The following is a 15,479-nucleotide window of genomic DNA, read 5'->3' on the forward strand; positions in this document are numbered from 1 at the left end:
CTCTGGATAATAAATCCATCTCAACCAGAGTTCAGGTTATTTATTTTATTTCTACGCGTTGTGAGCGCATTACAATTTCATCGTTAAGTTCAATCCCAAGGCCTGGTTCTTCTGATACTTCAAAAAAGCCATTTTTAGGTTGTGGATCTTGTAAGCACAGCTCTCTGTTCCACTTTTTAATCGCATAAGTATGATGTTCATGAATTAAAAAGTTAGGGATCGCCGTTTCTAAGTGTAATGCTGCCGCGGTTGCAACCGGCCCACCACATACGTGTGCCTGAATACGCACGTCAAAAATATCAGCGTAATCACATACCTTTTTAGTTTCAGTAAAGCCACCACATAAACCAATATCTGGCTGTAGTACATCAATGCTTTGATCTTCTAAATATGGACGCACACCCCAACGGTTATATAAGCGCTCGCCGCCTGCAATAGGTACAGCCACTTTATCAGCCACTTTGGCATGTAACGAATGGTTCAAATAATTCACTGGCTCTTCAAAATACATACAGTCGAATTCTTCTGCAATCTCACCAATTTGAATTGCTGATGTCGCACCCGGTAAACTGTGGCATTCAAAAATAATATCGACTTCGTCACCCACGGCTTCACGAATAGCCTGCATACGAGCGCGGTATAGTTTCATTTCTGGGCGAGAAATAATATTTGTGCGGTCGTAATAGGTGTTGCCGTCTTTATCGTATTGAATTGGGTCAACCTTTACCGCATCGTAACCTTCCGCTACTGCTTTTAGTGCCGCTTCGGCATATTCTTGTGGCTGTACCAGCGCTTTAAACTCACTGTCCCAGTCAAACTGTAACTGCGATGCATAAGTACGTAGTTTGTCGTTAACTTTACCACCAAGCAACTGATACACAGGTAAACCCAATGCTTTACCTTTTATATCCCAAAGCGCCGTATCAATTGCACTCATTGCTGCATAAACTACCGGCCCACCGCCTAAACCCCAAAAGCTTTCACGCAACATACGTGACCATAGTTTTTCAGTTTGAAACGGGTCATGGCCAATTAAAAAGGCATCGGCCATTTCTTTGATCATCGCAGCGGCAGCGCTGTGACCTAGGTCATAGGCAAGGCCGGCTTCACCTACACCGCTAATCCCTTCATCGGTATGAATGCGAACAAATACCGGCGTCCATGCAGGACGTTCAGGACAATGAATATCAAAGACTTCAACGCGATTTACTTTCATAAAAAATTCCTTATTAACCTTTATTGGTTACTTTGCAAAACTTGGGTCAAGACGATACGCTTTTCGTAACATGGCAGGCCATGCTAGCTGCCCCCCAGTACTGCCGCTGTGAACAACGTTCGCTTGGTTATAAATGTTATCAATAATAGCTTGCGGTACTGCAATCGCTTCTTGTGCACTTGATTGAATAGCTAACTGTATTTCACAGGCACGTTGAAGGTCATAAAAGCGCATAAACGCATCACCGACTGTTGGCCCTACCGTTAAGCCGCCGTGGTTCACCAATAGCATATGATTGGTGGTGCCTAAATCTGTTTGCAGGCGTTTACGCTCATCATCATTCACCGCTAGACCTTCATAACCATGGTAAGACAGAGAAGGTAATGAAAACATCGAATACTGACTTAACGGTAACAACCCTTCTTTTTGTGTTGCAACTGCAATGGTTTCTTTAGTGTGCAGGTGTATGACGCAATGGGCATCCTCACGTACTTCATGAATGGCACTGTGAATGGTAAACCCCGCCGGGTTAATATCAAATGGAGTATCGTCAATAATGCGGCCATTTAAATCGACTTTAACTAAGTTAGATGCAGTGATCTCATCAAACGTTAAACCAAACGCGTTTACTAAATAATGATCCGTATCCGGTAAGCGAGCAGAAAGGTGCGTATAAATTAAATCCCCCCAACGAAAATGGTCTACCAATCGATAACATGCGGCTAAATCAACACGTAATTGCCACTCTTGTTCTGATACTTTATTTTTTAAATCGAGCTGGGGTAAATCAAACATAACAAGCCTTTTAAAACACAGCATAGCGCTAGTGATTGTAGATGTTTAGAAATCTAAATGAGTATTCGCATGATGGCAATCACCAAATAAAAAAGCCACACAAAGGTGTGGCTCTTTTTAGATTGCGTTAGCGATTATTGTACTTTTGATAGGTAATCGGCAATTGCTTCAAATTCTTCATCAGTCACAGTCGCAACCATTGCTTTCATCGCCATAGACATACCATTGCTACGTGCGCCTGACTTGATGTCTTTCATTTGCGCTACTAAATACTCTTTGTTTTGACCATTTAGTTTAGGGTACATCGCCATAATAGGTGCTTTACCATCTGCACCATGACATGTTTGACAATTTTTAGCGGTGTAAAGTGCAGCGCCATCAGCAGCGGCTGCTGAAAATGAAAAACTTGCGGCTAAACCAATACCCGCGCCTAATAAAAGTGTTTTTATCTTGCTCATTGTATTTACTCTTCTTTTTACGGTTAAAAAAAACGGTTGTGATAATTGTAGTCAATAAATCTTTAAAAAGCATACGTCCTTGATAAGGTTTGACGATCAATCAGAACAAATACGTGTATCCCTCATAAAACAAATATTAGCTTGCTTCAGCTGAGCAGATACTTAATAACAGCTTACCAAATAAGATCGTCTGGTACTTCAAAATCAGCGTACGGATCGTCTTCGTCCTTGGCTTTATTCTCAGGTTCTACATGAAACACAATATACTTTTCATCAACCTCAGCCACTTTGCGTGCAGGCTCGTCTTCTAATACGTAAAACTGGCCTTCTAATACACAAATTGCTAAACGTCCGCCCGAGAGCGCCTTTTGCGTTTGCTCATTCACATCAAGGCCCTTTACTTTATTTTCATAAGTAAAGTTAAAGGTACGCTCACCACGAATTGACTCTTGGTTGTGATGCTCTAAAATTTGCTTAACACGAGCTACCTGCTCGCGTTGCTTTAATTCTTCTTGGCGCGTTTTGTTAAGCTCTTCGGCTTTTTGCTGCTGCTCAAGCTTGGTTTGCTGAATATGTTTTTGCAAATCATTTGGGTTACTTGTCGCTCCCTTCTTTTGCTTTTTCTGTTGCTTGCGCTTTTCTGATTTAGCAACTTTGGCTTTATGTGATGTTGTTAAACCAGCTTGGAGCAATTGCTCTTGTAGTGACCCCATGGCGTGTTCCCACTAAAAACGAATATTAATGCTATTTTAATCACCAACGAGCGTAAATAACAGCGCTATTGGTATTAATCTAACAAACTACTGAAAACAAAGCATGATTTAGCGCAATAAAGGTTAATTTATGAAAACCCTAACAGTTTTGTATATAATGCAGCTCAACTAATAAGCAATGTTAACGGCAGTCAATGCGCTTACCTCACTTACTCCTTTGTTCTGTCTTTATTTTTTTTGTCTTATACGCACCACAGCCATTATTAAGTTTATTTGCCACCGAATTTAATGTAGCGCCTGCCATTGCAGGCAGCTTAATGACTGCCACTATGCTACCTTTGGCAATAGCTCCTTTGGTGTATGGGCTGTTTTTAGCCAAGCGAAACCCACTATTAATTTTACGCATTGCAATGTTATTCCTCGGTGTGGGCTGTTTATTATTTATTTATGCACCTAGCTTTGAGCTACTGTTACTTGTTCGGTTTTTACAAGGGCTGACTTTACCTGCCGCATTAACCGCTATGACCAGTTATATTGGTATGAGCTATCAAACCGATACACTACAGAAAAATATGACTCTTTATATTGGTAGTACGATTGTCGGTGGTTATTTTGGCCGGGTATTGGCTGCGCTCTTTAGCGACTTGTGGTCATGGCAAAGTTTTTATTACTTAATTGCTGCCATGTTGATAATACTCGCGCTTAGCGTTCCCCATAAACGCTTTGTCTTGAGTAGCTCTAGTAAGGTGTTATCACCTTTAGATTATATGAAACAACTTAAAGAAGGCTCGACACTTAAGCTTTATGGTGCCATATTTTGTATGTTTTTTTGCTTTGCAGCGCTATTAAACTACTTACCTTTTATTTTAAAAAAGACCTTTTTAATTAATAACACCCGCGACATTGGCTTAGTTTATAGTGGTTATTTAATTGGCGCGTTAGCCTCTATTTTTACCCCGTGGTTATTAAAAAAAATGACCTCAGCTTGGCGCTTGTTGGCAGCGGTATTCCTGTTTTATAACCTTAGTATTGTGTTATTAATGAGTCATTCACTGATGTTGTTTTTAGTTGCATTCACACTCTTTTGTGGCGCTATGTTTGTAATTCATTCCACAGCGGCACCATTGGTTAATAAAATTAGTCACGCCCCACCTAGTGTTACTAATGGTTGTTACGTGTCATTTTATTACAGCGGTGGCGCACTAGGGTCATTATTACCTGGGGTGGTTTATCAAACGCATGGGCAAACCGCGTTTATGGCAACACTTCTTGCAGTTTGCTTATGTGGTCTGGGGCTTATTTTGTGGGCTCAGCGCGATGGCAAAAACATTACCCGCGGCTGATGCTCTGTAAAATCAAAAAAGCGTAGTAAATCAGGCTTAGTTAATAACCATGTTTGAGTGTTTTCAAATGGGTGGCAGTGAAATAAATCGCCAAACCAAATATCCTGATCAAGCCAGAGTGTTACATCTCGTTGCTTATCGTTCATTAGGCTGAGCATTGACACACAACCTGGTGCAACTTTTAAGTACTTAGCCAAGCGCTCATTAGAGGCAAACCCTAAACGCGATAAGCCTTGCTGTTTAGAAAGTGATTTTAAATCGAGTTGTTTATCGTGCGAGGTGATCACTAAAAAATGGCGCTTACCTTCGTTATCTCGCAAAAATAGATTTTTTAAGCGTGTTCCAGGGCGATTCACCATCAGCTCGTCGGCATCTAAGCTGCCATGCAACGCTGGATGCTCAATCACGTCATAGTTAATATCAAGTTGGGCTAACACCGCCGCTAATTTTTGTTTATCCGCTAACATACTACAAACAACGCCCTCTTAATTGCACACTTAAATCTCGCCATAGCACTTCGTTTATTTCATGCTTATCTGCACAATAGTTACGTTGTGCAAGCTCTTTATTAAGAAACTCTACCGCTTGATCTTCTAATTGTAACTTAAGCACGCTCGACTCTTCAAAATGCTCTTGTTCGGCAAAACGCTTTACATCGCTTCGGGTTAGCTTTTTATTAATATTAATTTGCTCGCGACTCTTAGCCTTTACAGAGACCACATAGGCAAAAAGCTTATTACCTTGCTCATCAAGGGTGTCATAAAATTTTTTATTATTAATTTCGAATGGAGGCTCACCTACCGAGCTGGCACAGCCAAAAAGGAAAGTCATGAAAACTAAAGCGTATTTTTTCATCATGTATTATCGTTTTAGTAAATATTGATGCCGAGTTTAACAAAAATTAGTTAAAACGGAAAAATTTGTGAAAAAATACTTGACCAAAAACGTAAAAATATTTAAAGTTCACCCCGCTTAAGACTCAGCACTTAAGCATTTACAGCATATATAAATTAGGAATGTGGGGCTATAGCTCAGCTGGGAGAGCGCCTGCCTTGCACGCAGGAGGTCAGCAGTTCGATCCTGCTTAGCTCCACCACTTTCCTACTCTCTCCTTTTATTAATACCCTATTTTTATATTCTAAATAAATTTTTCTGTTAATAATGCTTTGTATTTTTTAATCTCTATTTTTGCTTAGTTGTTTAATTTTGCTAAATCGAGATCAAAAATGCCGAGCAAAGCCCGGCATTTTTATCATTTATTGGGTTCGGTTAGTTATTCACGAACTTGACCAACACCATTAACTAAATATTTTTCAGTGGTTAATGACTCAAGTCCCATAGGACCATAAGCATGTAGCTTAGTCGTTGCAATACCAATCTCTGCACCTAAGCCTAGTTGTGAGCCATCAGAAAAGCGTGATGACGCATTAACCATAACAACCGACGCATCAACACTACGTTGGAATAACTCTGCTGCCGCATCGTTCTTAGTACAGATAACTTCAGTATGATTTGAACCGAATTGAGCAATGTGCTCAACCGCTGCATCAAAACTTGGCACAATGCGAATTGCTAACTCTAAGTCTAAGTACTCTTCACCAAATTCGTTATCATCAAGTACAGTGGCATTATCAAAATATTCAGCCGCTTTAGCGTCAGCATTAATTTTTACACCTTCTTGACGAAGAACAACTGCACACAGATTTAAAAACTCATCAGCTACATCTTGGTGTACCACTAAACCCTCTAGTGCATTACATACGCCAGTACGTTGAGTCTTACCATTTAGCAGTAGATTAAGCGCTACTTCTAAATCAGCATCTTTATCTACATATAAATGACAAACGCCTTTAAAGTGCTGGATAACAGGGATTGTGCTGTTTTCAGTAACATAGTTAATCAGGCCTTCACCGCCACGAGGGATGATTAAGTCAATGCTATCGCGTTGTTGCATCAATTCCATGAGCAAGGCGCGGTCAGGATCTGGGATCACTGAAATTAACGCAGTTGGTAAGCCATGTTTAGTAAGCACGCTATGCATTACACTGGCAATGGCTTGTGAGCTTTTAAGCGCTTCTTTACCACCGCGTAAAATAACACCATTGCCCGATTTAAAGCATAATGCCCCCGCGTCAGCCGTTACATTAGGACGCGCTTCATAAATCATACATACCACACCTAGTGGTACACGCATTTTACGAATTTTAATCCCATTAGGGCGCTCAGTAATGTCACGTAACTGACCAACTGGATCATCAAGTGAAACAATCACTTCGATACCCTCAGCCATGGCTTCAATACGCTCATCATTCAATGTTAGACGGTCTATCATTGATGCCGCTAAGTTATTGTCGCGTGCAGCGCTTAGGTCACTTTCGTTTTCTTTAATTATAAATTCTTTTTGATCTCTTAATGCCGCTGCCATATCGGTTAACACTTTGTTTTTAGTCTCGGTATCGAGTAAAGCAAGTGTATGTGCAGCCTTTGCTGCTTGGCGTGATATATCCGTAATTAAACTCATGACTTCTCCAATAATGCGATATCTTTTTCTGAAATAATTGGTCCAATTGAATCCTGCATTTTTTCGCTGAATTCACTCTGCTCGTTATCTGCAATAAAGTTTAACAAGCAGCTACTGTAATTTGCTGTGGCTTTAGCTAAACGCGTACCATCTTCACTGCGAACTAAGATAGTATCGCCCACAGCAAACTCGCCATGTACTTCTCTGATCTCATCGCCACGTAAACAGCCGTCTTCACCTTCTAGTGAGTCATCAAATGACCCTTCAACAACGACTTCCCCTTGCTCATTGGCGGTATGTGTCATCCAGTGAATAGAATCTTGCATTGGCTTCTCATAAGGCAAGAATACGCTTCCTGGGTTTTCACCGGCTAACAAGCGAGTAAAGGTTTCTTCTTTAAAGCCATTAATAATGTAAGTTGCAATACCATGTGAAGTGGCTTTCTCTGCCGCTTCAATCTTGGTTTTCATACCACCTGTACCTACCGCACTGGTTGCACATCCTGCCATAGCATAAATAGAATCATCAATTGATTTTATTTCAGGCAATAACACGGCATCGTCATGCAAATTTGGGTTTTTATCATACAAGCCATCTACATCAGAGAAAATCATTAACGCGTCGGCATCAGCGGCTGCTGCAACCATGGCTGATAAATTATCGTTATCACCCACTTTTAAATCATCTGTTGTTACTGCATCATTTTCATTAATGATAGGTAGCACGCCATGTTCTAGCAATGTAAATACGGTTTCACGGATACTCTGGTAACGCTCACGGTCACGTAAGTCACCATGGGTTAATAATAGCTGCGCTGATGGAAAATCAAAGAAACGATCCCACATGGCCATCATTTCTGTTTGCCCTGCTGCAGCCATCGCTTTTTTCATTACCACTGAACGAGGTTGGTCTGATGGAAATAAATGTGAGCCAGCCGCTACTGAACCAGATGAAACTAGAATAACCTCAATTCCACGTGCGCGACAGCGAACAATAAACTGTGCGATGGTTAATAAATAACGTGAACGACAGCCATCTTGATCAGGTGCAATTAAGGCACTGCCCACTTTAAGTACGATACGTCGCCAATTTAACTTTTGCATAAGTGCTCAACTTTCCATTTAATTTGTTTTCATCACATAGATGAATGAAATTAGGTCGCCATGTTTATAAACATAGCGTCGAATTTATTTATCATTGCCCACACTTTTTTACACACACGTACACCGTCTCTAAAACTAGCGTTTTAAATTGAGATGCAAAAATAAATAGTATTAACCCAATAAATAAATCGGATCGTACTAACTAAAAAAATATAAAGTGTTGTTTATGTATCGCTGTAAAAAGCTGTGTGCGGCTTTTTTATTAACAACATACATAGAGCCTCTTAAGTCTGGTACACCAACAGATAGGGTGATGACTTAAGGACCGAGATTTAATCGCCACGATGGGGATTAAATATTGAGAGGTAATAGTTCAACTCAAACTTATATTTATCTGTATTGAGCAAATAAACACTTCGAGCAAAACCATACCAAAGAGTACGGTAAATGATATTGTGTGTTCAAATATAAAAAAACAAGGCAAAAACAATCAGTAAGATAGTTAAGATGTTTGTATCTAACATATTTACGTATTTAAACTACAAACTTTATTAGATAACTAATTATTCGAACACGAAGTATAATACGTTAAAGTAGCTGCTTAGATCAAGGCTAAAATTCAAGCTGCATAGGTCAACACTACTAAAGCGAGTGCTTTTTACATTAAGTATCATGCAGTTAGACTACTATAAATATGAATTATATAGACTATAAATTTGATAACATTTTAGAAAATGACGTTAACACTAAATAAATAAGTATTATTTATTAGCTAAATTGAATTTACACGTGTATACCCACTGTATTACTGGTAGGTAACAGTTATACTTTTAAACATTATTAATATTAAGGAGTTTTTACTCTATGTCAGCAATTTATATAGCAGGTATTGCACTGTGTTCGGTGCTAGCCCAATGGGTCGCCTGGGCGTTCAGAGTACCCGCTATTCTGTTTTTGTTGCTTACTGGGCTTTTATTAGGACCATTTAGTGGCGTATTAGACCCAGATGCCTTATTAGGCGATTTACTTTTTCCGGTGGTGTCTTTAAGCGTTGCTGTGATTTTATTTGAAGGGTCTTTAACGCTGCATTTTCGGGAGCTTAAAGGGATCAGTAAAGTAGTAAGAAACCTCTGCTCTATTGGTATGCTTATGACCTGTATCGTTATCAGCTTAAGCGCCTATTGGTTATTAGAGCTAAATTGGCGAGTCGCAGCAGTACTTGGCGCGGTGCTTGTTGTAACCGGACCAACGGTTATTGCGCCACTGCTTAACTCAATGCGACCCACTCAAGATATTGACCGTATTTTACGCTGGGAAGGTATAGTTATAGACCCTATCGGCGCTTTATTCGCGGTATTAGTGTTTGAAGCAGTTATGTTAGTTGGTCAAGGTGAAGTATTTAGCCACACTATAATTGCACTAGTTAAAACCGTTGGTGTTGGTTTAAGCATTGGTGTGGTTTCGGGCTGGATCACAACGCAACTAATGCGCCGCGAATGGTTGCCATTTGAGCTGCATAAATTTGGCATTTTAGCGTTAGTGTTAATTAGTTTTTCTATCTCAAATCATATAAGCCATGAGTCAGGCTTATTAGCTGTAACTGTGTTTGGTATTTGGTTAGCTAATCAAGATGACCTAGAAATAGACTCGGTACTTGAATTTAAAGAAGATCTTTCGATGATTTTGATCTCAACCTTGTTTATTTTACTAGCTGCCAGATTACAGCTTTCTGATTTAATGATGCTCGACAGCGATGTATTTATATTTTTAGCTATTGTGCTATTTATTGCGCGCCCGTTGTGTATTGCTATTTCAACCTTTGGCACCGATTTACCAATGAAGTCTCGCTTGGTGCTGGCTTGGATTGCACCTCGCGGTATAGTTGCTGCAGCCGTAGGCTCTGTATTTGCGTTAAGTATGATAGAAGCCGGTGTAGCCGATGCTGAGAAAATGGTGCCATTGATATTCACGGTTATTATCGTCACTGTGGTACTGCAAAGCTTAACGGCTATCCCTGTTGCTAAGTTGCTAGGGGTGCGCCAGCCCTCCCCTAATACTATTTTAATTATTGGTGCAAACCATGTATCTCGTGCTATTGCTCGTGGTTTAAAGGAACAAAACATTCCCGTTCACTTATCAGATCCTGCTTGGGAAAACTGTAAAATGGCACGTATGGATGGTTTGCCTTGTTATTACGGTAATCCACAATCTGAGCATGCTGAACGTTATTTACCTTTAACCACTATTCGCAGTGTTTTAGCGCTTTCACCTAATCGTCATCATAACGCATTAGGGGTGCAGTATTTTTCTCATTTATTGAATGAAAAAAATGTATTTTCACTTCGCTCATCGTCATCACATGCTAAAGCAAATAAAGACAGCGCGACGTTCTTATCACGACAAATTCTGTTTGGTGAAAACGGCGCATACGCTCGTTTAAGTAGCGTGATTGCCAAAGGCGGTAAAGTGAGTGCAACACGAATATCTGAAGAATTTAGCTGGCAACAGTATTTAGAAATGAATCCAGAAGCGATCCCAATGTTTATTCTCAAAGGAGATAAAGACAGTGATGAAGACGCTCCAGTGAAAATGAGGCCTTTTACCAGTGATATGGAAAAGCTACCACAAGAGGGTGAACGAGTAGTTGCATTGCAACCGCCCAAAATATCGCTATTAAAAGATCCGGCCAATAACAAAGCTAAAGACAATAAAAAAGACGAGTGATAACTAAAAAAGCGAGATTGCCACAAAGGCATTCTCGCTTTTTATTTACATACCTGAACTCTGGTTAAGAGATTTACTAACATATTAAATCATAGTCATAATAAGGCTTATTTTCTCTGGCCAGAGTATAGGTTACATAGGTAAGCGCGCGCGGGTAACGACACTGGCTGGCATTTTTTCAGCAAGTTTAGTTAATGCTCGCTCTATTTTTTTATGTGTCGCTTTATCGGCTACCGTGGTGTTAAACAACCAACGATAAGCATCTTCAAAATCTCTAGGACTACCATAACCTTGATTAAACAAACCAACTAATCGCAACTGCGCTTTTAAATTGCCTTGCGCTGACGCCTCACGTAAGTAGGTTATTGCCATGGCCTTGTCTTTTTGAACCAACTGCCCAACGTCGTAGTAACGACCTAGTTGCTCTAATGCAGCCGCTAAGCCCTGCTCAGCCGCTTTTTTCATGTAATACACACCTAGAGCAACATCACGCTCGACACATACTTTATAAGCGAGCATATCACCGTATAGGAATTGATATGATGGTAATGCCATTTTATTGGCTCGCGCTTCTATATCTTGCACTAACTGGCAATTATCTGCCTTTACGCGGGCTAGATGAGTGTTCTCATTAATTAAAGCTATTAACTCAGATTCAGTATACAGCGGCACAGCTGCTGGACTTTCTTCAGCTAAGCTATTGCTTATATTAAATAAAGAAAGTGTAAGTAGTGATAATGACCACACTGAGCAACGAGAAGATAAACGCATATTAACCACTTTAAAAATAAACTTACCAAATAATATACAAAGATCGTTCCACTATTAATAGCGTCACTTTTCCGCAGACATAAAAAAAGCTGCACATGGCAGCTTTTTTCAACATAAACCCAATTATGCGAATGGGCTACGAAGTATCATTGTTTCAACACGGTCTGGACCTGTAGAGATAATATCAACAGGTACGCCAGTGATTTCTTCAATACGCTTGATGTAATCAATTGCCGCTTTAGGTAAACCGTCAAGCGATGTTACACCCACTGTATTTTCTGACCAACCAGGCATTTCTTCGTATACTGGCGTTACTTTATCGTAACCTTCAGCAGCTAATGGTGTCACGTTAGTCACGGTACCATCTTCAAGCTTATAACCAGTACAGATTTTAAGTGTTTCTAAACCATCTAGAACGTCAAGTTTAGTTAAACAAAATCCTGAAATACTGTTGATTTGAACTGCACGGCGCATAGCCACTGCATCTAACCAACCTGTACGACGTAAACGACCTGTAGTAGCACCAAACTCATGACCTTTGTCACCTAAATGCTTACCTACTGGGTCTTGCTTATCAAGGCCATCGTAAAGCTCTGTAGGGAAAGGACCTGAACCTACACGTGTTGTGTACGCTTTAATGATACCTAGTACATAATCAAGGTGTAATGGGCCAAAACCCGCACCTGTAGCAACGCCACCAGCGGTGGTGTTTGAAGATGTTACATAAGGGTAAGTACCGTGATCAATATCAAGTAGTGTACCTTGTGCACCTTCAAATAAGATGTTGTCACCAGCGTTACGCGTTTGATCTAAAAGCTCAGTTACATCAACTACCATTGCTTTTAAAATATCAGCAACAGCCATTGCATCATCAAACGTTTTTTGAAAGTCCACAGCATCTACTTTGTAGTAGTTCACTAATGTGAAATTGTGGTATTCCAATACTTCTTTTAACTTAGTAGCAAATAATTCAGGATTGAATAAATCACCAACACGTAAACCACGACGTGCTACTTTATCTTCGTACGCCGGACCGATACCACGACCCGTTGTACCGATCGGTTTATCGCCACGCGCAGTTTCGCGAGCTACATCTAATGCAACATGGAAAGGCAATATTAGCGGACATGCTTCACTGATTAAAAGACGTTCACGTACAGGTACGCCACGCTCTTCAAGCATGCCAATTTCTTTCATTAGCGCTTCTGGTGATAAAACAACACCATTACCAATCACACATTTAACATTGTCACGTAATACACCCGATGGAATAAGGTGTAGAACTGTCTTTTCACCGTCGATCACTAAAGTATGGCCAGCGTTATGACCACCTTGATAACGAACTACTAAAGATGCTTTATCTGTAAGGAGGTCAACTACCTTACCCTTACCTTCGTCACCCCATTGGGTGCCTAGTACAACAACGTTTTTACCCATTGCAAATTCACTTAGAGAAAATTAGGACGAGATTTTACCAGAAAACTAAAGCAATGTTCACCCCGTTTAGCTTATTTTTTCCTCGTGCGGCTAGTAAACACCAGTGTTTCGTTAATAATCACATAAATAACAGTCATTTATAACCTTAAAACTCAGATAACAAAAAGCCCTGCAATGGCAGGGCTTTTTCAAGTTTAACTATGTCTTGTCCTGAAATGTGTTTACACATTTAGGACTTATTTTATGAAAACCACTAAAACTAAAGACGTTAAGCGTACTCAACGAGATTATACATTAGGCTTTAAATTATCCATTGTTGAGCAAGTAGAAAAAGGCGACTTCACATATAAACAGGCGCAAAGTCATTACGGTATTCAAGGTCGTAGCACCGTTCTGGTATGGCTGCGAAAACATGGTAAATTAGATTGGTCTAAACCAACTTATATAGCCAACATGCCTAAATCAAAAGAAACCCCAGCACAAAAAATTAAACGTTTAGAGCGCGAGGTAGAGGAGTTACGCCTAAAGGATTTAATCAAAGATGAAATGATTAATATTATGGATGAAGAATATGGAGCGGGTTTGCGAAAAAAGTACATATCCGAGCTATCACGCGCGCAAAAGAAAACCAGCAAGTAAAGCTTACTCCTTTATGCCGTGCATATGGCATAACGCGACAAGGTTACTATCAAGCTATGCGCAGAATAGATTCTCGGAATAAAGCGTTGAAGCCAGTCAAAGAGTTAGTGATGTATTGGCGGCAATTCATGCCTCGTATTGGTGGGAAGAAACTTTATCTGATGATAAAGCCAGAGCTGCAAGAGCGTGACATTAAACTAGGCCGAGATTGTTTTTTTGACTATTTGAGAGAGCATGACTTGCTTGTAAAACCAAAGAAAAATTACACTAAAACAACAAATAGTAATCATTGGATGCACAAGCATCCCAATTTACTAAAAGAATACAAACCTACTGCGGCCGAGGAAGTCTTCGTTAGTGACATTACATACGTAAAGTCATCGCAAGGCGTGCATTACCTGTCGTTAGTCACTGATGCTTATAGTCGAAAAATAATGGGTTATGAGCTCAGTGATGAAATGAAGGCAACTGATGTAGTCAAAGCGTTAGAGATGACGATTAAGCAGCGGGTGTATAAACGTGATGCTATTCATCATTCAGATAGAGGTTTACAATATTGCTCTGAAGTATATCAAGGTATGCTATTAAAGGAGGGAATTAGGCCATCTATGACCGATGGATATGACTGTTATCAAAACGCATTAGCTGAGCGTATTAACGGGATATTAAAACAAGAGTTTCTACTGTATAAATGTCGTAATATGGCAGAGTTAAAAGAGCTCGTTGAAGAATCGATATTTATATACAATGAAATGCGACCGCACTTAAGTTTGAATATGAAAACACCAAATCAAGTGCATAAAAAAGACCTGGCGCTTTCGCACCAAGTCTTTCATTAAAACCGTCAACCTATTTCAGGACGGGACACTAAAGCTATAATTACTGAGCTTTCGCGCCTTTCATGTATTGGAAGAAGTCGCTATCCGGTGATAACACCATCACGTCTTGCTTGCCTTTGAAAGTTTGCTTGTAAGCTTCTAAAGAGCGAACAAAGCTAAAGAACTCAGGATCTTTATTATATGCACTAGCATAAATCGCAGCAGCGTCAGCATCACCTTGACCACGAACAGAACGAGCATTACGTTCTGCGTCGGCAAGCATTACTGTTACGCGACGGTCAACGCCTGCACGAATTGTTTCTGCTTTTTCCTGACCTTCAGAGCGGTGCTCTTTAGCAACTGCAGTACGCTCAGCGCGCATACGTTGGTAAATAGAGCTACTCACCTCTTGTGGTAAGTTAATTTGCTTAACACGCACATCAAGTACTTCAATACCAAGCTCACTAGCACTTTCAGATGCCTGTACTAACGCTTCTTCCATCAGCTCGCTACGCTCACCAGATACAATTTCACGAATAGTACGCGTACCAAAATTAGTACGTAGGCCATTATTTACTTTTTGCTTAAGCAGTGTTTCAGCGTATTGCTTGTCACCACGTGCACGCAGGTAAAAAGAGCTAAAATCGTTTACGCGCCATTTTACAAACGAATCAACAATTAAGTCTTTTTTCTCGCTAGTTACAAAGCGATCCGGTGTGCCATCTAGTGTTTGAATACGTGCATCAATACGACGTACTTGGCTAAAAAATGGGACTTTTAAGTGTAGACCTGGGCCATAAACTACTGCCTCATCGTCGCTGTCTTTTTGCACTTTACTAAATAAAAGTACAATCGCTTTTTGACCTTCAGAGACCACGAACACCGACGAGAAAGACATCACAATGGCGGCTAATAGGATTACTAAACTAAAGTTTTTCATT

14 protein-coding genes and 1 tRNA gene are annotated in these 15,479 nt (G+C 40.2%); 4 read left to right on the forward strand and 11 right to left on the reverse strand.

Annotated features, from left to right (window positions below; translation table 11 throughout):
* Positions 1 to 40 precede the first annotated feature (40 nt).
* From AB8618_RS14125 to AB8618_RS14140, 4 genes are all read right to left on the reverse strand, one after another.
* Positions 41 to 1,216, reverse strand: coding sequence for a mandelate racemase/muconate lactonizing enzyme family protein (locus tag AB8618_RS14125; RefSeq protein WP_054202652.1), 1,176 nt, complete (start codon positions 1,214 to 1,216; stop codon positions 41 to 43).
* A gap of 27 nt (positions 1,217 to 1,243) precedes the next feature.
* Complete coding sequence (locus AB8618_RS14130) at positions 1,244 to 2,011, reverse strand: class II aldolase/adducin family protein (protein WP_413400871.1); 768 nt, start codon at positions 2,009 to 2,011, stop codon at positions 1,244 to 1,246.
* 134 nt (positions 2,012 to 2,145) lie between these two features.
* Positions 2,146 to 2,469, reverse strand: coding sequence for a c-type cytochrome (locus tag AB8618_RS14135; protein WP_008113473.1), 324 nt, complete (start codon positions 2,467 to 2,469; stop codon positions 2,146 to 2,148).
* A gap of 173 nt (positions 2,470 to 2,642) precedes the next feature.
* Entirely contained in the window at positions 2,643 to 3,182 is a 540-nt protein-coding gene (locus AB8618_RS14140) for a DUF2058 domain-containing protein (protein ID WP_036980338.1), read from the reverse strand.
* 194 nt (positions 3,183 to 3,376) lie between these two features.
* On the opposite strand from AB8618_RS14140, the gene AB8618_RS14145 reads away from it, so the two are divergent.
* Complete coding sequence (locus AB8618_RS14145; protein WP_413400872.1) at positions 3,377 to 4,525, forward strand: MFS transporter; 1,149 nt, start codon at positions 3,377 to 3,379, stop codon at positions 4,523 to 4,525.
* Here the strand turns inward: AB8618_RS14145 and AB8618_RS14150 are convergent.
* Positions 4,492 to 4,992 (reverse strand): prolyl-tRNA synthetase associated domain-containing protein, encoded by a 501-nt coding sequence (locus AB8618_RS14150; RefSeq protein ID WP_413400873.1) that lies wholly within the window; start codon positions 4,990 to 4,992, stop codon positions 4,492 to 4,494. The genes AB8618_RS14145 and AB8618_RS14150 overlap by 34 nt on opposite strands.
* A gap of 1 nt (position 4,993) precedes the next feature.
* Positions 4,994 to 5,380, reverse strand: coding sequence for a hypothetical protein (locus AB8618_RS14155; RefSeq protein ID WP_409425597.1), 387 nt, complete (start codon positions 5,378 to 5,380; stop codon positions 4,994 to 4,996).
* A gap of 165 nt (positions 5,381 to 5,545) precedes the next feature.
* Here AB8618_RS14155 and AB8618_RS14160 point away from each other — a divergent pair.
* Positions 5,546 to 5,621 (forward strand) — tRNA-Ala (locus AB8618_RS14160).
* 177 nt (positions 5,622 to 5,798) lie between these two features.
* Here the strand turns inward: AB8618_RS14160 and AB8618_RS14165 are convergent.
* Both AB8618_RS14165 and proB read right to left on the reverse strand, forming a co-directional pair.
* A complete protein-coding gene (locus tag AB8618_RS14165; protein WP_413400874.1) occupies positions 5,799 to 7,046 on the reverse strand; it encodes a glutamate-5-semialdehyde dehydrogenase in 1,248 nt (415 codons plus the stop codon).
* Positions 7,043 to 8,149 carry a glutamate 5-kinase gene (gene proB / locus AB8618_RS14170; RefSeq protein WP_010391693.1) on the reverse strand — a complete coding sequence of 369 codons (1,107 nt, stop codon included), beginning with the start codon at positions 8,147 to 8,149 and terminating at the stop codon, positions 7,043 to 7,045. Before proB ends, AB8618_RS14165 begins: the two co-directional genes overlap by 4 nt.
* 864 nt (positions 8,150 to 9,013) lie before the next feature.
* Here proB and AB8618_RS14175 point away from each other — a divergent pair.
* Complete coding sequence (locus tag AB8618_RS14175) at positions 9,014 to 10,873, forward strand: cation:proton antiporter (protein WP_418157315.1); 1,860 nt, start codon at positions 9,014 to 9,016, stop codon at positions 10,871 to 10,873.
* A gap of 132 nt (positions 10,874 to 11,005) precedes the next feature.
* Here AB8618_RS14175 and AB8618_RS14180 read toward each other — a convergent pair whose 3' ends face one another.
* Positions 11,006 to 11,644 carry a tetratricopeptide repeat protein gene (locus AB8618_RS14180; RefSeq protein ID WP_013466021.1) on the reverse strand — a complete coding sequence of 213 codons (639 nt, stop codon included), beginning with the start codon at positions 11,642 to 11,644 and terminating at the stop codon, positions 11,006 to 11,008.
* 123 nt (positions 11,645 to 11,767) lie between these two features.
* Positions 11,768 to 13,081 carry an adenylosuccinate synthase gene (locus AB8618_RS14185; RefSeq protein ID WP_413400876.1) on the reverse strand — a complete coding sequence of 438 codons (1,314 nt, stop codon included), beginning with the start codon at positions 13,079 to 13,081 and terminating at the stop codon, positions 11,768 to 11,770.
* Positions 13,082 to 13,324: 243 nt separating this feature from the next.
* Here AB8618_RS14185 and AB8618_RS14190 point away from each other — a divergent pair.
* Positions 13,325 to 14,559, forward strand: a protein-coding gene (locus tag AB8618_RS14190; protein ID WP_409423192.1) for an IS3 family transposase whose coding sequence is annotated in 2 segments (ribosomal slippage) — positions 13,325 to 13,676 and positions 13,676 to 14,559 — 1,236 coding nt in all. Because the reading frame shifts where the segments join, the coding sequence is not laid out codon by codon here.
* Positions 14,560 to 14,599: 40 nt separating this feature from the next.
* On the opposite strand, the gene hflC is transcribed toward AB8618_RS14190, so the two are convergent.
* Positions 14,600 to 15,478, reverse strand: a complete 879-nt coding sequence (gene hflC, locus AB8618_RS14195) for a protease modulator HflC (RefSeq protein WP_010391687.1) — start codon at positions 15,476 to 15,478, stop codon at positions 14,600 to 14,602.
* Position 15,479 lies beyond the last annotated feature (1 nt).

Origin of the sequence: Pseudoalteromonas sp. RW-H-Ap-1 (assembly GCF_048318575.1) — a bacterium.
Taxonomy (GTDB): Bacteria; Pseudomonadota; Gammaproteobacteria; order Enterobacterales; family Alteromonadaceae; genus Pseudoalteromonas.